Genomic DNA, 17,253 nt, shown 5'->3' with positions numbered 1-17,253 from the left:
ATCGGTGGCGTTTTTTTGCGTGATCCCATGTGCCACGGCATTGGCGTGTCGCTTGGCACGCGATGTGCGTCTGCAGCATCGAGCCGCGCCACGATGCGCAAACGATCAGGCGGAGAACACGATGTCCACGAACAGACGCGCAGTACTGTACTCGGCGATTGCCTGGGTGATGGCCGCTGCGGCGCAGCTGCCTGCGCAAGCGCAGCCCACCGATGCCGGGACCGATGCGCAGGTGCACACGTTGCAGGCGGTGACGATCAAGGCCGAGCGCAAGCCGGAACAGGCGCAGGCCGGGCAAGCATTGCAGACGGTGGCCGGCAACACGGCGCTGGTGGACAACGAGCAGGTGGAACGCGGGCGCGCTGCCAGCGCCGAAGACGTGCTGGCCTTCCAGCCGGGCGTGTTCGCGCTATCCACCAGCGGCAACGCGGCCGCCAAGATCTCGATCCGCGGTTCCGGCTTGAATACCTTTTATGGCGGCTACGTGCTGGGCACCAAGTTTCTGTTCGACGGGCTGCCGATCACCGGCCCCGGGGGAACCCAGGAAGATCTGCTCAGCATTGCCGCAGTGAATTACACCGAAGTGCTGTGCGGTGCCAACGCCTTCCAGTATGCGGCCACCAGTCTTGGCGGCGCGATCAACTTCGTCACCCACACCGGGCAGACCTCGCCGGGGACGTATCTCCGGCTGGAGGGAGGGAGCTACGACTACCGCAAGCAGCAGATCAGCAACGGCGGTGCGGCGGGAAACTTCGATTGGTACGTGTCGCTGCTGCACAACAGCCGCGACGGCTACCAGGACCTTACCGATACCGACGGCCGCGAACTGGTCGCCAATCTTGGCTATCGCTTCGGCCCGCGCCTGGATACGCGCCTGCTGCTGCGTTACCGCGAAGAAGAACTGATCAACGGCGGCACGCTGACGCTGGCGCAGATCGACAGCGGCTCGCGTGCCAACCCCGCCCCCTATGGCCGCAAGAAGGGCGGCACCACCCTGGTGGGCAGCAAAACCACGTATGTCTTCGACGATGATGCGCGCCTGGAGCTGGGGGTGTACCTCAACAATTATCCGCTCTACAACAGCTGGCGTTATTCCACCACGCTGCGCCCGGTCGGCCGCGAGATCGAGGAAGCGCTGGCCGCGCACGGCTGGGGCGATCGCGCCAGCCGTCGCGAACGGGTGCTGGAGCTGCTGGAACCGGCGTTGCGCGCACGGCAACGCCCGGACCAGCTCTCCGGCGGATTGCGCCAGCGCGCGTTGATCGCCTCGGCGCTGGCCAACGCACCCGGCATCTTGATCGCCGACGAGCCGACCACTGCGCTGGACGCCACCGTGCAGGTGCAGGTACTGGCGGCCTTGCAGGCGATCAAGCGACACGGTGGCGCGTTGCTGGTGATCAGCCACGATCTGGCGCTGGTGGCGCAACAGGCCGACGAGGTGGTGGTGCTGCGCCACGGCGAGGTGGTCGAGCAGGGGCCGATCGCGCGGGTGCTGCAGCGGCCGGCACATGCCTATACGCGTGCGCTGCTCGCAGCGATTCCCGGCGCACGCGGGCCGCGCGTGGCGACCGCCCTGGCCGGCGCAGAGCCCGCCAACGCACCGGCACCGCCGTTGCTGGAGGTGCGCGGCCTGCGCAAGACCTATCCCGGCCCGGATGGCGAGGCGCGTCTTGCCGTCGATGGGGTCGACCTGGTGCTGCAGGCCGGGCGCACGCTGGGGGTGGTCGGCGAATCCGGTTCCGGCAAAAGCAGCCTGGCGCGGCTGGTGCTGGGCCTGACCGAGCCGGATGCCGGCGAGGTGCGGCTCAATGGCCGGCGCTGGAGCGGCAGCGGCGGCGCACGCGCGGCCGAAGCGCAACGTCGGCCGTGGCGGCGTGCGATCAGTGCGGTCTATCAGGATCCGTTGAGCTCGTTCGATCCACGCTGGACGGTGGCCCGCATTCTCGGCGACGCGCTGGATGCGGTCGGCCTGCCGCGCGCCGCACAGCCGGCACGGATCGCCGCACTGCTCGAACAGGTACGGCTTGGCGGCGCGCTGGCCGAGCGCTTCCCGCTGCAGCTCTCCGGTCGTCAGCGCCAGCGCGTGGCGATCGCGCGCGCCATCGCCACCGAACCGCGCCTGATCGTGCTGGACGAAGCGGTGTCGGCACTGGATGTGTCGGTTCAGGCGCAGGTGCTCGAGCTGCTGGCCGAACTGCAGGCAACGCTCGGCCTGGCCTATCTGTTCATCTCGCACGACCTCGGCGTGATCCGTCAGGTCAGTCACGACATCCTGGTCATGCGGCACGGGCGGGTGCAGGAGGCAGGGCCGGCCGAGCAGGTGTTCGCGCAGCCGCGTTCCGACTACACGCGTGCCCTGCTGGCGGCGATGCCGCGCTTGCCGTCGTCAGCGCAGGGGTTGCGCGCATGACGGCGCATGGCGTTGTCGATGCGGGCATCTGCGCGGGCGGATGGCGGACGGCCAGGCGCCATCGATGTGCAGCGCGATCAGCAGGGCCGGTCGCTCTCCCTCGCTCACCGTGGGGCCCGATGCGTATGGCACGCGCGCTTGGCAGCGATCTGCCGGGCGTTCCAACGGCATATGCACTGCGCGCCTGCGCGACCGCCGCGCAGTGCATGTTCAACTCAGTCGGCAACGGGCGCCGCAGGCGCCGGATTTGCAGCGGGGCCACCGTTGGCATTGTCGCCACCACCGCGCTGGCGCTGCCGACGGCGCGGCGGCAGCGGGCGCTGCGCCGTCTTCGGCGGCTGCGTGACCGGAATTCCCGGCACCTGCACCACCCGCAGCTCGTCGGTATCCAGCTGCAAGGCGGTGAGCTTGCCGCCCCACACCGCGCCGGTATCGATCGCATGGACGCCCTGGGTGATCGTCAGGCCCAGCGCAGACCAGTGCCCGCAGACGATCTTGAGATCGCGCTCGACCCGGCCCGGCACTTCGAACCACGGATACAGGCCCTGTGCCTGCGTCCCCGGCGTGCCCTTGTCGTCGGTGGCGATCCGCCCGCGCGGGGTGCAATAGCGCATGCGGGTGAACAGGTTGATGATGGCGCGGCTGCGGTCGTACCCGCTCAGGCCCGGCGACCAGCCCGGCTGATCGCCGTACATGTTGCGCAGCAGTTTGCGATAGCCACCGCCCTGCAGTTGCTGCTCGATCTCGCGTGCGTGTTTCTCGGCCATCTGCGTGGTCCACTTCGGCGCCAGCCCGGCATGGATCATCATCCAGCCCAGTTCGCGGTCCACGTGCGCCAGTTTCTGCATGCGTAGCCAGTCGAGCAGCAGGCCGCGGTCCTCGGCCAGCACGATGCGCAACAGATCCGGGTTGACCTTGCGCTGCTCTTCTTCCGAGCGCGCGCCGATCGCCAGCAGCGACAGGTCGTGATTGCCCAGCACCACCACGCTATGCGCACGCAGCGAATGCACCAGGCGCAGCGTTTCCAGCGATTGCCCGCCGCGGTTGACCAAGTCGCCGCAGAACCACAGCGTGTCCTGCGCGGGGTCGAAGTTGATTTTTTCCAGCAGGCGCTGGGTGATGTCGTAACAGCCCTGCAGATCGCCAATTGCCCAGACGCTCATCGCGTGCGCTCCATCAGTCCAGCATCCATCAGTGCAGCGTCCTGGGTACGCTCAGCACGAAGGCGGCGATCGGGGCGGTGAATTCGGTGCCATCGTCGGCGACCATGTCGTAATGACCTTGCATCTGTCCCTGCTCGGTCTCCAGCAGCACGCCGGAGGTGTAACTGAACGCCTCGCCGGGGCGCAGCCAGGGCTGTTCGCCGACCACGCCTTCGCCGTCCACCCGTGCGGTGCGTCCGTTGGCGTCGGTGATCTGCCAGTGGCGTGCGATCAGGCGCGCAGGCACGGCGCCCGCGTTCTGGATGCGGATGCTGTAGGCGAAGGCATAGCGGCCTTCGTCGGGGGTCGATTGATGGGCGAGGAAGCGGGGCGACACCTCGACCTCGACCCGATAGCGCGGATCATCGTGCATGCGGAAAGTCTAAATAAAACCGTGTGGGAGCGGCGCTCAAGCCGGCTCGACATTGGCCAGGCGGATGAAATCCGCGACCTCGAGTTGTTCGGCGCGTGCATCCGGGCGCACCTGCGCGGCCTCGAAATGGGCGGGCTCGCAGACGTTGGACAAGGCATTGCGCAAGGTCTTGCGACGCTGGCCGAAGCCGGCGCGCACCACGTCCGCAAAGCGCCGCCGATCCCTGATCAGCACCGTGGCCGGATCGCGCGGCACCAGCCGTACCACCGCCGAGTCCACCTTCGGCGGCGGCCGGAATGCGCCCGGCGGCACCACGAACAGCGCGGTGACCTCGCAATAGGCCTGCAGCATCACGCTCAGCCGCCCATACACCTTGCTGCCGGGGCCGGCGGCCATGCGGTCGACCACTTCCTTTTGCAGCATGAAGTGCATGTCGGCTACCGCTGCGGCATGGTCCAGCGCATGGAACAGGATCGGCGAGGAGATGTTGTAGGGCAGGTTGCCGACCAGCCGGATCGGCGTGCCATCGGCCAGTGCAGTGAAATCCACACTGAGCACATCGCGATGGATGATGCTCAGCGCGCCGATCGGTGCGGCGGCGTCGGTCAGTGGTGCGATCAGGTCGCGGTCGAATTCGATCACGGTCAGTGCGCCGTGCTTGCGCAGCAGCGGAAAGGTGATCGCGCCCTGACCCGGGCCGATTTCGACCAGGTGCTGGCCGGCGCGCGGGTCCACTGCCTGCACGATGCGGTCGATGTAATACCGGTCGGCAAGAAAGTGCTGGCCAAGCGACTTCTTGGCCGGTGCGCTGAAAGAATGATTCATGTGCGCAGTTTAACGTGGCAGCGCCTGCACGCGGTGCCGGTTCTGCGCATCGCCGGCATGCCAGACCGGCTGCATGCAGGCTGCGCAGCGTTCAAGGCAGGTCGCCGCAGCCCCGCTTAGCCGCGTGCGGCCAGGCGTGCGCACAACTCGGTCGCCGCCATCAGGCTGGACGGGTCGGCGATACCGCGCCCGGCCAGCTCCAGCGCGGTGCCATGATCGACCGCCACGCGCGGGTAGGGCAGGCCGAGCGTGATGTTGACCGCCTGCTCGAAGCCGCTGTATTTGAGCACCGGCAGGCCCTGGTCGTGATACATCGCCACCACCGCATCGAAGCCGGTGAGCTTCTGCGGCAGGAATGCGGTGTCTGCAGGCAGCGGGCCGATCAGCTGCATGCCGTCGCCGCGCAGCTGCTCCAGTACCGGGATGATGACGTCCAGCTCCTCGTGGCCCAGGTGCCCGTCTTCGCCGGCATGCGGGTTGAGGCCCAGCACCGCGATGCGCGGGCGTTCCAGGCCGAAGTCGCGTCGCATCGCGGCGTCGGTGATGCGCAGGCAGCGCGCCACCGCGTCGGCAGTGATCGCATCGGCCACTGCGCGCAGCGGCAAATGGGTGGTCACCAGGGCGACGCGCACGATGGCATTGGCCAGCATCATCACCACCGGGCAGCCCGCCTGTTCGGCCAGCAGCTCGGTGGTGCCGGTATAGGGAATGCCGCCGGCATTGATCACCGCCTTATGCACCGGGCCGGTGACGATGCCCTGCAGCTTGCCGGACAGGCAGCCGCCGGCAGCGCCACGCAGGCCGGCAATGACCGCCGCCGCGTTGGCGGGGTCTGCGATGCCGAAACGGGTCGGCACGGCCTGACGGATCGGATGCAGCGGCAGGTCGCCGGGCGCGCGGGCGCGCTGGTCCGGATCGAGCAGTCGCACAGACAAAGACAGCGCCTTTGCGGCGCTGTGCAGGGTGTCCGGATCGGCGTAGGCGATCAGGTGGGCATCCGGGCGCGGCCGTTGGGCGAGCCGGACGCACAGTTCCGGCCCGATCCCGGCCGGCTCGCCTGGCACCAGCGCGAGCGACGGGAACATCGACTCAGCGCGTCGGCTGTGCCGGCGGCGTCGGTGCGGCAGGCGCCGCAGGGTCGGCCGGCTTGGCTGGGGCGGCACTGGCATCGCCGTCGGCGCGGTCGCCGGTGCGGAAGCTCACGTAGGCTTCGCCACGCAGTTCCTGCAGGTAGCGGTTGTACTCTTCTTCCAGCTTGCGGCGGCCGATCGTTTCACGGATCTGCGCACGCTGGCTTTCGGCGCTGACGTCGGTCTGACGGCTGCCCACGCGCTGCACGATGTGCCAACCCGCCTGGGTGCGGAACGGCTCGGACACCGCGCCGTCGGCCAGGCTCTCGACCTGCTTGCCGAAGTCCGGGCCGAACGCGTCGGCCGGGAACCAGCCCAGATCGCCACCCTGGCCACGGCTATTGGTGTCTTCGGACGACTCCTTCGCGGTGGCCTGGAAATCGGCGCCGCCGACGATGCGCGCACGCAGCGTGTCGATCTTGGCCTTGGCCTGCGCTTCGGTCTGGCTGTCGCTGATGCGTACCAGGATGTGGCGTGCGTTGTATTCGGTGACCAGCTTCTTTTCGCCGCCGGCATTGGCGTCGCGCATTTCCACCAGCTTGAGCAACTGGAAACCGCTGGGACCGCGCAGCGGACCGGCGACCTGGCCGGGCTGCATGTCGCGGATCAGCTGGGCGAACGCGTTGGGGATCTCGTCCAGGCTGCGCCAGCCCAGGTCGCCGCCTTCCAGCGCGTTCGGGCTGTCGGAATACCGCACTGCCGCCGCCGAGAAATCCAGCTCGCCCTTGTCGATCAATGCCTTCACGCCATCGACCTTTTTCTGGCCGGTGGCGATCTGATCGGCCGTCGCGCCTTCCGGCAGGCCGACCAGGATGTGCGCCAGGTGATATTGGCTGCCGGTGGTGGCCTGCTGCGCCAGCGCGGTATCCACTTCACCTTCGCTCACGCTGATGCGGCTCTGCGCAAAGCTCTGACGCAGGCGCTGCACGATGATTTCGTCGCGCACCGAAGCACGGAAATCGCCATAGCCCATGCCGTCGGCCGCCAGTTTCTGGCGCAGGCCATCCACGGTGGTGCCGTTCTGCTGGGCGATGCTGGCGATTGCCCGGTTGAGTTCCTCGTCGCTGACGCGGATACCGCTGCCTTCGGCGCGGCCGACCTGCAGTTTGACCAACACCAGACGCTCCAGCACCTGGCGCTGCAGGACATCGTCCGGCGGCAGCTGGTTCTCCCGGCCGGCGTACTGCGACTTGACGTTGCGTACGGCGCGATCGAGCTCGCTCTGCAGCACCACGTCTTCATCGACGATGGCGGCAATGCGATCCAGCGGCTGGGATTGCTGTGCCGAGGCCAACGGCGAGAGCGTGCTGGTGAGTACCAGCAGCGAGGCAAGAACAACAGAGAAAGGCTTGGTCATGGAATCAGGTTCGGATCGTAATCGTCCGGATTGGTCGTGGTATTGCTGGGCGGGACCAGGTACAGGTCGTCGCGATAATAGCCGAGAATAGCACGGCGCAAAGTGCGGTCCGTGTTCTGCCCGAACGAGCTCAGGCCCTTCAGCACGAACTCCACCTGGATGGAGTTGTCCATCTCGCCATTGCGGTTGCGCACGAACCGGCGCACCAGCGCGCGCACCGCCAGGCAGCAGCTGTCCCACTGCACGCCACCGATGATTTCCAGCGGCTTGCGGTCCAGCAGCGAGTAGTAATAGCGGCCGACCGCACTCCAGCTGGGGTTGATCGGATACAGGAAGGAGAAGTCGGCCTGCTTGAGCTGGTCGCTGTCGTCGATCAGGTTGCGACGGTAGCGATACGCCAGATTGATGATGCCGTCGTTGTTGAGCAGGTAGCGCGTACGCAGGCTGGCCAGATCTTCCTTGCGCGAGTTGGGGTTCCACTGATACGTGGCGCCCATCGACCAGCGGTCGTTGATCATGTAGTTGGCATCGGCCACCCAGGCGGACTTGCCCTGCTCGATCGGCTGCTCGCTGCCGCCAGTGGCAGTGTTGGTGCTGTTGTTGATGGTGACCAGCGAGTCGTTGAAGTACAGGATCTGCCCCGCACTCAGCGACAGTTTCTCGCGGCCATCGTCCTGGCGCAGCCAGCGCGAGGTCACTGCCAGGGTCAGCTGGTTGGCATCGTTCTGACGGTCGGCGCCGGTGTAGCGCGAGTCGCGGAACAACTGGCCATAGCTGAAGGTGAACGGGCGGGTATCGAAGACCGGCAGGTCATCCTGGTCGCGGTACGGCACGTACAGGTAATACAGGCGCGGTTCCAGCGTATTGAGGTAGTTGGTGCCGAATACCGAGGTTTCGCGGTCGAAATACAGACCGGCATCCACCGAGGCGATCGGCAGGCTGCGCGAGGGGGAGCGGTCGCCGGTCAGCGGCGCGGTGTTGGCCAGCGTCGAATCCAGCTGATACGCGGTGTACCGCCATGCCACGGTCGGAGTGAAGAACCAGGCTGCGCCGGACAACGGCATCGAGATGTAGGGCTTGATGTCGAAGCGAGAACCGCTGCCGTACTCCTTGTTGCGGATGTTGGTGCGCACGTAATCGTCGCCGTCGTCACCGTTGGTGTTGCCGTCGGTTGGAGGCCTGACAAGGTAAGAGTCGTCGTGGTTGAAACGCACCGCCTCGGCATACACGCCGGCCTCGAAGATGCCGAACGGCTTGTCCCAGGTGAAGTAGGCGCGCGGCTGGCGGTTGTAGGGCAGCGCCTGCTCGTCCAGCGTGTAGTCGGTCAGCTGCCAGCGGTCGGCCATCAGGCCGGCGGTCCAGGTCTCGCCGGTACCGTAGATGCCCACGGTGCTTTGCAGGCTGGAGGCCGAGCCCATGCCATTCAGGCGGCTGGTGAAGTCTTCCACATAGCGGGTGTCGCTGACCCAGGAGATGCTGCTGCGCGCCTGCCAGTACTTGTTGAGGTTGTGGTAGCCGCTGTAGAAGACGCTGCCGCGGTCCTTGTCGCGCAACTTGTCGTTGGGCAGGTAGTTGCCGGTGATCTCGCCGCGACCGCCTTCGTACAGGTAGCGGAACTCGGTGCCGAACATGAAACCGCGCTTGCTCATGTAGCGTGGCAACAGGGTCGCGTCGTAGTTCGGCGCCAGGTTCAGGTAGATCGGTTGCAGGTAGTCGAAGCCATTGCGGCCGGACAGGCCGAACTGCGGGAACAGCAGGCCGGTCTGGCGACGGTCGTCGATCGGGAACTTGAACCAGGGGAAATACAGCACCGGCACCTTGCCGATCTGCAGCACGGCGTTGCGGGCGGTGCCGAAGCCTTCTTCGTTGTCGACGTCGATCTCCGGCGCGCGCACGCGCCAGATCGGCTGCGAGGGGTCGCAGGTGGTGTAGGTCGAGCGGTGCATCTGCCCAACCTGGCCCTGCAGGTCCACCGATTCGGCCGCGCCGTTGCCGCGTCGGTCCACCAGCTGGTACTGGATGTTGGTGACCTTGTGGGCGTCGGTGTCCTGGTTGCCTTCGGCACGGTCGGCGACCATGCGGAAAGAGGTGTCCTGGTAGCGGACATGGCCTTCGGCGATGTAGTTGCCGGTCTCGGTGTCCATGCGCAGGTTGTCGGCGCCCAGGAACTGGTCGCCGCGCTTGAGCGCCACATTGCCCTGGTACTGCGGGGTGGTGCTGGTGCCGGACAGCTGGTCGCCTTCGATGTCGGTCGGCAACTGCTGGCGCATTTCGGCGGCCTTGGCGTCTGCGGCGGGCGCGCCGTCGAAGCCTGGCAGCGGATCCACGGCCGGGCACAGTCCCCAGTTCAACGGCTTGTCGGCAGCCATGGCCGGGAGGCAGATGGCGATGCTCAAAGGCAGGGGCAGCAGGCGGAGAACTCGGCGCACGCGTGATTCAACCAATAAAATGGCGACTAGCTTGCCGTATACCCCGCATAGGGGCAATGAAGAGCTCCCTGGTCGGGAGGGCGAGGTTCATCGCGATGGGGGGCGCGAGCAAGGCGCCGGTAGGGTTCAACGCAGCGCGGCCACGTGCGCCACGCTGCTTTCGCGCAAGGCCTGCAGGTCGTAGCCGCCTTCCAGCATGGACACCACCCGGCCACGGGCATGCCGCTCGGCCAGGGTGCGCAGCGCGCCGGTCAGCCAGGCGAAGTCGTCGGCATCGAGCATCAGATCGGCCAGCGGATCGCGCAGATGCGCATCGAAGCCGGCCGAGATCAGGATCAGCTGCGGGCGGAAGGCATCGACCAGCGGCAGCATCTCGTCTTCCCACACGTTGCGGAAGCGCAGCCCGTCGCTGCCTGGTTGCAGCAGCAGGTTGTGGATGTTGCCGATGCCGCGCTCGTAAACGCTGCCCGAGTGCGGATAAAGCCCGGACTGGTGGGTGCTGAGATACTGCACGCTCGGGTCGCGTTCGAAGATCGCCTGCGTGCCGTTGCCGTGGTGGACGTCGAAATCCACGATGCTGATGCGTTCCAGCCCATGCCGGTCGCGCGCATGCGCGGCGGCCACGGCAATGTTGTTGAACAGGCAAAAGCCCATCGACACCTGCGCGGTGGCGTGGTGCCCGGGTGGGCGTACGGCGCAAAAGGCGGTGCGGGTGGCGTCCTGCATCACCGCGTCCACCGCGGCGATGCCGGCACCTGCCGCGCGCAATGCTGCCGCGCGCGAGCCGGGAGACATCACGGTGTCCACGTCGAGCCGATGGTGGCCTTCGAAGGCGGTTTCCAGTATCGCGTCGACCTGTTCGCGCTCATGCACCCGGCACAGGTCGCCCAGCTTGGCCGGCGGTGCCTCGCGCCAGTCCAGGTCCGGGAACGCTTCGCGCAGGGCCCCCACCACCGCTTCCAGGCGGGCGGGGCTCTCGGGATGCTCGGGGCCGGCGTCGTGACCGAGGCAGGCGGGATGGGTAAAGACCAACATGGGGCAAATCTAGCCTGTCCGCCGTGCCATGTGCAGCTCAGCCGCGCCGGCGGTCGTGCCGCCACAGTACTTCCTGCTGGCCATCGGCGCGCGCCAGCACGCGCGCCAGCACGAACAGCAGGTCGGACAGCCGGTTCAGGTAGCCGATCGCCTCGCTGCGCACGCTCTCCTGGCGCGCTAGCGCAACGGTCTCGCGCTCGGCCCGGCGCACGATGGTGCGGGCCAGGTGGCAGCGCGCGGCGGCCTCGCCCCCGGCCGGCAGGATGAATTCCTTCAGCGGGGGAAGGGTGTCGTTGAAAAGGTCCAACTGGTGCTCCAGCGCGTCGATATCGGTGCTCTCGATGGCCGCATGGCCGGGGATGCACAGCTCGCCGCCCAGATCGAACAACTGGTGCTGGATGGTGGTCAGCAGCCCGGCAATCGGTTCCGGCACGCCCGGGGCGGCCAGCAACACGCCGATGGCCGAATTGGCCTCGTCCACGCTGCCATAGGCATTGACGCGCAGCGCGTCCTTGCCGGTACGGCTGCCGTCGCCCAGCCCGGTGCTGCCGTCGTCGCCGGTGCGCGTATAGATCCGCGAGAGCCGGTTGCCCATCTCAGCCGGCCTGGGTCTGGCCGGGCGCGCTGGTCAGGCGCTCGGCGGCCACCTGGATCGCCGCGGCCGCAGCGACATACAGCGCGGCGCTGCGCAGATACGGCCCCAGCCAATCGGTGTAGTTCTTGAACCAGCCGGCCACGGTCGGCTCGGCCACGCTGGCGCTGATCCAGTAGAAGCTGCCCTGGGCGATCAACTGGCACAGCGCCACCGAGAGCAACAGTGCCGGCACCAGCCGGGCCAGCGCGCTCCACTGCGCGCCGTGGTACTGCCGACGCAGCCACATGCCGCCGGCCCACAGCGCGAAATACGCCGGGATCAGGCACCAGTACGCCGGCGACACGCAGTAGTGCTGCCAGAAGCTCAGGCCCTGGCCGGTGATCACCAGCCAATCCACCGCCACTGCCAGCAGCATCAGCAGCGGGAACGCCAGCCTGGTGCGCGCGGCCAGATGAAAGCCGCCGATGAAGAACACCGCCCAGGACGCGTCCGGGACCGGCGCGAAGTGATTGATCCGCGTGGCCGCCATCAGGACGGCAAGCAGGCTCAAAACCAGGGTGTCGTGCGAGCGAGGGGTCATGCGCGGAGGTGGCCGGGTCACAGGCTGGCGAGTGTAGCGTGGAACCCGGCGCGCCCGCGCCATTGGCGCCTTGCGAAACCTCCTGGCACAAGCGCTTGTCGCCGAACGCCGCGCACGCAAGCCGGTGGGCGCCTGGATGCGCCCTGCATCGGCGAGGGTAGCGGTAGCTGCACGAGCAGCCGGCTGCGGCACGCTGTCCCACCCGCTCGCGGCAACGGGTCATGGGCGAAGGCTTATCATGTGGCAATGACACATCCACATGACGTTCTGATCGTCGGCGGCGGCCTGGTCGGCTCCAGCCTGGCGATTGCGCTGGACCGCATCGGCCTGGATGTCGGGCTGGTGGAAGCCACCCCGGCCGGCACGCCGCCAGCGGTGTTCGACCAGCGCAACCTGAGTTTTGCCGCCGCCACCGTCAATGCGCTGAGCGTGCTGGGGGTGATGGCCAAGCTGCGCAGCGCCCCGGGGCCGATCCGGCGCATCCACGTCAGCCGGGCCGGCGACTTCGGTCGTGTGCAGCTGGACGCGGCCGATTACGGCCGCGACAGCTTCGGCCAGGTGGTGGTGGCGCGCGATTTCGGCGAGGCCTTGCAGGCACGCCTGGACGAGCTGACCCGGCTGCGCCGCTATCGCCCGGCACGCTGCATCGGGGTCGAGCCGGTGCAGGACGGTCTGCGCGCGCTGCGGATCACTACCGCTGATGGCGAGCAGCGCGTGCAGGCCCGGCTAGTGGTCGGCGCCGACGGCACCCATAGCGCAGTGCGCGAGCTGCTGCATATCGGCAGCGACGCGCACGACTTCCTGCAGACCTTGTTCGTGGCGCGGGTGCGTGCCTCGCGCCCACCGGATGGCACCGCCTGGGAGCGCTTCGGCGAACACGGGCCGACTGCGCTGCTGCCGCGCGGCGACCGCCATTACGGCGCGATCCACTGCGTGGCGCGCGCCGAGGCCGAGACGGTGGCCGCGCTCGACGAGACCGGCTGGCTGGCCCGGTTGCAGCGGGCGGCCGGATGGCGCGCCGGGCGCTTTGTCGCCAGCGGCGAGCGCAGCGCTTACCCGCTGGTGCAGGTGCTGGCCAACGCGCTGGTTGCCGAGCGCGTGGTGCTGCTGGGCAACGCCGCGCAGACGCTGCATCCGATTGGCGCGCAAGGCTTCAACCTCGGCTTGCGCGATGCACTGACGCTGGCCGAACTGATCGAGCACGATCGCAGCGATGCCGGGGCGGGCGCATTGTTGGCCGAGTACCTGGCGCGGCGGCACGTGGACCGCGAGCAGACCATCGGGTTTTCCAGCGGGCTGGCGCGGCTCACCGGCAATCCGGCGCCGTTGCTGCGGCCGTTGCGCAGCCTCGGCCTGCTCGCCACCTCGCAGGCGGCGCCGCTGCAGTCGATGCTGGTCGGCGGGGCGATGGGTTTCCGGGGCGATGTGCCGCAGTTGTGCAGGGGCGTCGCATGAGCCGTCGTGGTAATCGTGATGCCTTGATCGTTGGCGGTGGCGTGGTCGGTGCCGCCTGCGCGCTGGCGCTGGCCGATGCCGGCCTGAGCGTGGCCCTGGTCGAAGGCCGTGAGCCCGCGCGCTGGCGGGCCGACCAGCCCGATCTGCGCGTCTACGCCTTCGCCGCCGACAATGCCGCATTGCTCGACAGCCTGGGCGTCTGGGCCTCGGTGCGCGCTGCCCGCGTGCAGCCGTACCGGCGCATGCGGGTCTGGGACGCGGCCGGCGGCGGCGAGCTGAGCTTCGACGCCGACACCCTGGGCCGCGAACAACTCGGCTGGATCATCGAACACGCGGTGCTGGTCGATCGCCTGTGGGCCGCCGTGCACGCGGCCGGCATCGAGGTGCATTGCCCGGCACGCGTGGTCGAGCTGGACCAGGACGCACACAGCGTGCGGCTGCGCCTGGACGATGGCAGCCGCCTGGAAGCGGCGCTGGCCATCGCCGCCGACGGCGCCGCATCGACCTTGCGCGAGCTCGCCGGTCTGCCGGTGTCGCGGCACGCCTACGCGCAGCGCGGCGTGGTCGCCTTCGTGGAGACCGAACAGCCGCATCAGGCCACCGCCTGGCAGCGCTTCCTGACCACCGGCCCGCTGGCATTCCTGCCGTTCGCCGATGGCCGCAGTTCGATCGTATGGACCTTGCCGGATGCCGAGGCCGCGCGCGTGCTGGCGCTGGACGATGCCGACTTCGCGCGCGCGCTGACCCAGGCCTTCGCGGCGCGGCTGGGGCAGGTGCGGGTGGTCTCCGCGCGCGCGGCGTTTCCGCTGCAACGGCAACTGGTGGAGCAGTACGTCAGCGGCCGCGTGCTGACCTTGGGCGATGCCGCACACGTGGTGCATCCGCTGGCCGGGCAGGGCGTCAATCTGGGCCTGCGCGATGTCGCTGCGCTGCGCGATGAAGTGCGCAGTGCGCTGGCAAAGCGTGCGGACTGGGCCGCCCCGCACCGGCTGCAGCGCTGGGCGCGCACCCGCCGCAGCGAGAACACCGTGGCCGCGTATGGCTTCGATGCGATCAACACGGTGTTCTCCAACGACGACATGCACCTGACCCTGTTGCGCGGGTCGGTGCTCGGGCTGGCCGGCAAGTTGCCGCCGCTGGTCGACGTGCTGTGGAAGCGCGCCTCCGGCAGCGCGTGATCGCCCTGGCGGCCGACGCGCACGGCATCGGCCATGTCCGATATGTTGGTTAACTTATAGCGCAGGCAGCATGTTCCATACGACGGGCGCAGCCGGCCTGGCTACAGTCGAGCCATGTCCTCTTCCGCGACCCGTGCGTCCAGACCCGGCCTGCTGCTGCTGTGCGGCCTGCTCTGCGACGCCAGCATCTGGCAGCCGCAACGCGAGGCGCTGAGCGATCTGGCCGAGGTGCAGGTGCTGGACTTCGCCGGCTTCGACAGCATCGTGCAGATGGCGGCACACGTCCTGGCCGTCGCCCCGCCGCAGTTCGCAGTGGCCGGCCATTCCATGGGCGGGCGGGTGGCGCTGGAGATCATGCGCCAGGCGCCGCAGCGCGTGCAGCGCCTGGCCTTGCTGGACACCGGCAGTGCACCACGCCGCGATGGCGAGCACGAGCAGCGCGCGGCACTGGTGCGGCTTGCGCAGACGCAAGGCATGCAGGCGCTCGCGCGGCAATGGCTACCGCCGATGCTGCATCCGCAGCGGCACGCCGATGCCGAACTGATGAGCCCGTTGATGGCGATGGTGCAGCGGCACAGCGTGCAGGACTACGCCGGGCAGATCGACGCGTTGTTGGAGCGCCCCGACGCCGCGCCGGTGCTGGCGCGGATCCGCTGCCCGACCTTGCTGGGCGTGGGCCGGCAGGACGCCTGGAGTCCCCTGGCCCAGCACCAGCAGATGGCGCAGCAGATCCCGCACGCACGGCTGGTGGTCTTCGAGAACAGCGGGCATATGGCGCCGCTGGAAGCGCCTGCGGCCGTCAATGCAGCGATGCGCGACTGGCTGCAGGACGCGTGATGGCGGCCCGGTCCGGCTGGCGGCGCATGCGCTGCCGTCGTTGACCGGGCGTGTCGGTTTTTCAGCAACGCCCCGAGGAGGCTGCATGCCCGCCGATGCATCGATCATCCTTGCCTGCGAGCAGGCGATTCGCCAATTCGCATTGCTCAACGACCGTCATGATCACGACGGCCTCGCCGCATTGTTCACTGCCGACGGCGTATTCGCCCGCCCCAGTGCGCCGGAGCTGCCGGTGCATGGGCGCGAGGCGATTGCGCAATCGTTCCGCGCGCGCCCGCCGCGCACGACCTGTCACCTGATGCTCAACACGCTGGTCAGCATCCAGTCGCCGGCCCTGGCGCATGCGCACAGCAAGGTCCTGCTCTACACCGCTGCGGACACCTCGACGGCGCCGCCCTGGACGGCCCAATCGCCTGCGTTGCTCGGCAGTTTCGACGACGTGCTGGTGCTGGAACAGGGGCGCTGGTTGTTCAAGCAGCGGCTTGGCGCCTTGCTGATGCGGATCGGCGCTGATTGATCGGCTGCCTCCAATCCGTCGACCGACGCACAGGCTGATGCCAGTCACCGCAGCACCGCTTTCCTCCCCCACGTCGCGCCCGCAGTCATCCATCCATCGCATTGGAGAATCGCCTAGTGGAACGCGTGAGCTCATCTGCCCGTTGTGCCGTTGCACCGCCACGGTCGTCGTCGTACCGGCACCGTATCCTGACCTTGCTGACGCTGCTTGGCGCCGGCCTGCCCGTTGCGGCATCCGCACAAGCGGTGCCGGAAACCGCTGCACCGCCGCAGGGCATCAACCTGGGCGGGACGAGTTTTCTCGATGGCTTCGGATCCTCCACGCCGGGCTGGACGGTGATCGAGTATCTGCGCTACTACGACTTCGACGCGATCAAGGACGCGCGCGGCGACGATGCGGCCGCCTTTCGCGATCCCAAGGTCGGTGTCAGCACTCTGCTGACCCAGTTGATCTATGTCACGCCCTATCGGTGGAAGCGCGCGTCGCTGAGCCTCAATGCGATCGTGCCGCTGGTCAACTACGACACCTCCTTCGCCGCAGACAGCCCGGTGCAGTTGCGCGCCAACGGGTTCGGGATGGGCGACATCTCCTTCGGGCCGGCGCTGCAGATCGACCCGGTGATGCGCGACGGGCGCGTCCTGTTCTTCCAGCGCTTCGCAATCGATGCATTCGCTCCGGTGGGCAAGTTCGATCGCGATGTCGCGATCAACCACAGCACCGGATTCTGGTCGGTGGCGCCGCATTGGGCGTTTACCGTGCAGCCCGGCGACAACTGGGAGATCAGCATGCGGCTGAACTATCTCTACAATTTCCGCACCGATCGTGCCGGTGGCGTACCGCCGATCCCGGGATTCCGTTTTCGCAATGGTCAGGCCGGCGATGTGCTGTGGGCCAACCTGGCCAGTTCGGTGAAGGTCGGCGAACAATTGCGCCTGGGTATCAACGGCTATTACCTGCAGCAACTGAAGGACAATCGCACCAACGGGCAGCGTGTGCCTGACAGCAAGCGCATGCAGTTCTATCTCGGGCCAGGCCTGTCCTGGCGGCTGGATGCCAACAACCTGCTGAATTTCAATGTCTATCTGCCGGTCGAGGTAAACAACTCGGTGGCCGGCACCAGCGTCAACCTGATGTTCGTGCACTCCCTCTAACGTGGACTCTCTGGCGTGGAAATCCGCACGTATCCCCAGCATGCACGCCGGCGCGTCTACGTGCGTGCTGCGGCGCAGACGGAGCCAGCACGCTGATGCAGGTAACGCTGCATGCAGCGCTAGGCCGGGTGGTGCTACGTTCGAGCCCTGAAGCTGCGCAGGCTGCTGCGCCAGGCCAG

Annotated in this window: 15 protein-coding genes; 6 read left to right on the top strand and 9 right to left on the bottom strand. The window is 67.9% G+C overall.

The annotated features are described in order from the left end of the window. Positions 1-121: 121 nt before the first annotated feature. Entirely contained in the window at positions 122-2,410 is a 2,289-nt protein-coding gene (locus tag XarbCFBP7408_RS23035) for an ATP-binding cassette domain-containing protein (RefSeq protein WP_258071964.1), read from the top strand. Positions 2,411-2,625: 215 nt separating this feature from the next. Here the strand turns inward: XarbCFBP7408_RS23035 and XarbCFBP7408_RS01100 are convergent, their stop codons facing one another. From XarbCFBP7408_RS01100 to XarbCFBP7408_RS01060, 9 genes are all read right to left on the bottom strand, one after another. Next, a complete protein-coding gene (locus XarbCFBP7408_RS01100) occupies positions 2,626-3,573 on the bottom strand; it encodes a symmetrical bis(5'-nucleosyl)-tetraphosphatase (protein ID WP_104560600.1) in 948 nt (315 codons plus the stop codon). Positions 3,574-3,601: 28 nt separating this feature from the next. Further along, entirely contained in the window at positions 3,602-3,985 is a 384-nt protein-coding gene (apaG, locus tag XarbCFBP7408_RS01095; RefSeq protein ID WP_104560598.1) for a Co2+/Mg2+ efflux protein ApaG, read from the bottom strand. A gap of 36 nt (positions 3,986-4,021) precedes the next feature. Then, entirely contained in the window at positions 4,022-4,810 is a 789-nt protein-coding gene (gene rsmA, locus XarbCFBP7408_RS01090) for a 16S rRNA (adenine(1518)-N(6)/adenine(1519)-N(6))-dimethyltransferase RsmA (protein WP_047124649.1), read from the bottom strand. Positions 4,811-4,926: 116 nt separating this feature from the next. Continuing rightward, the gene (gene pdxA, locus XarbCFBP7408_RS01085) at positions 4,927-5,895 is read right to left on the bottom strand and encodes a 4-hydroxythreonine-4-phosphate dehydrogenase PdxA (RefSeq protein ID WP_104560596.1); all 969 of its coding nucleotides are present in this window, start codon (positions 5,893-5,895) and stop codon (positions 4,927-4,929) included. 4 nt (positions 5,896-5,899) lie between these two features. Beyond that, entirely contained in the window at positions 5,900-7,297 is a 1,398-nt protein-coding gene (locus XarbCFBP7408_RS01080; RefSeq protein ID WP_104560594.1) for a peptidylprolyl isomerase, read from the bottom strand. After that, a complete protein-coding gene (lptD, locus tag XarbCFBP7408_RS01075; RefSeq protein ID WP_104560592.1) occupies positions 7,294-9,726 on the bottom strand; it encodes an LPS-assembly protein LptD in 2,433 nt (810 codons plus the stop codon). Before lptD ends, XarbCFBP7408_RS01080 begins: the two co-directional genes overlap by 4 nt. Positions 9,727-9,852: 126 nt before the next feature. Next, complete coding sequence (locus XarbCFBP7408_RS01070; RefSeq protein WP_104560590.1) at positions 9,853-10,761, bottom strand: histone deacetylase family protein; 909 nt, start codon at positions 10,759-10,761, stop codon at positions 9,853-9,855. 37 nt (positions 10,762-10,798) lie between these two features. After that, positions 10,799-11,356, bottom strand: coding sequence for a cob(I)yrinic acid a,c-diamide adenosyltransferase (locus tag XarbCFBP7408_RS01065; RefSeq protein ID WP_104560588.1), 558 nt, complete (start codon positions 11,354-11,356; stop codon positions 10,799-10,801). A gap of 1 nt (position 11,357) precedes the next feature. After that, positions 11,358-11,936 (bottom strand): hypothetical protein, encoded by a 579-nt coding sequence (locus XarbCFBP7408_RS01060; RefSeq protein WP_104560587.1) that lies wholly within the window; start codon positions 11,934-11,936, stop codon positions 11,358-11,360. A gap of 246 nt (positions 11,937-12,182) precedes the next feature. Here XarbCFBP7408_RS01060 and ubiH point away from each other — a divergent pair, with 246 nt between their 5' ends. From ubiH to XarbCFBP7408_RS01035, 5 genes are all read left to right on the top strand, one after another. Further along, complete coding sequence (gene ubiH, locus XarbCFBP7408_RS01055; protein ID WP_104560585.1) at positions 12,183-13,391, top strand: 2-octaprenyl-6-methoxyphenyl hydroxylase; 1,209 nt, start codon at positions 12,183-12,185, stop codon at positions 13,389-13,391. Continuing rightward, positions 13,388-14,569: a UbiH/UbiF family hydroxylase gene (locus XarbCFBP7408_RS01050; protein WP_104560583.1), complete on the top strand. Its 1,182-nt coding sequence runs from the start codon at positions 13,388-13,390 to the stop codon at positions 14,567-14,569. The genes ubiH and XarbCFBP7408_RS01050 overlap by 4 nt, the downstream gene beginning before the upstream one ends. A 114-nt stretch (positions 14,570-14,683) precedes the next feature. Continuing rightward, on the top strand, positions 14,684-15,406 hold the full coding sequence (locus XarbCFBP7408_RS01045; RefSeq protein WP_104560581.1) for an alpha/beta fold hydrolase: 723 nt from the start codon (positions 14,684-14,686) through the stop codon (positions 15,404-15,406). Positions 15,407-15,491: 85 nt separating this feature from the next. Further along, positions 15,492-15,923 carry a nuclear transport factor 2 family protein gene (locus XarbCFBP7408_RS01040; protein ID WP_104560579.1) on the top strand — a complete coding sequence of 144 codons (432 nt, stop codon included), beginning with the start codon at positions 15,492-15,494 and terminating at the stop codon, positions 15,921-15,923. Positions 15,924-16,039: 116 nt separating this feature from the next. Then, positions 16,040-17,074 carry a SphA family protein gene (locus XarbCFBP7408_RS01035; RefSeq protein ID WP_181106136.1) on the top strand — a complete coding sequence of 345 codons (1,035 nt, stop codon included), beginning with the start codon at positions 16,040-16,042 and terminating at the stop codon, positions 17,072-17,074. The last annotated feature ends 179 nt before the right edge of the window (positions 17,075-17,253 follow it).

This window comes from Xanthomonas arboricola pv. guizotiae, from assembly GCF_002940205.1.
In the GTDB taxonomy this organism is placed as follows: domain Bacteria; phylum Pseudomonadota; class Gammaproteobacteria; order Xanthomonadales; family Xanthomonadaceae; genus Xanthomonas; species Xanthomonas arboricola_C.
Note: the sequence above shows the minus strand (reverse complement) of the source record. Positions and strands in the feature narration are given on the sequence as shown.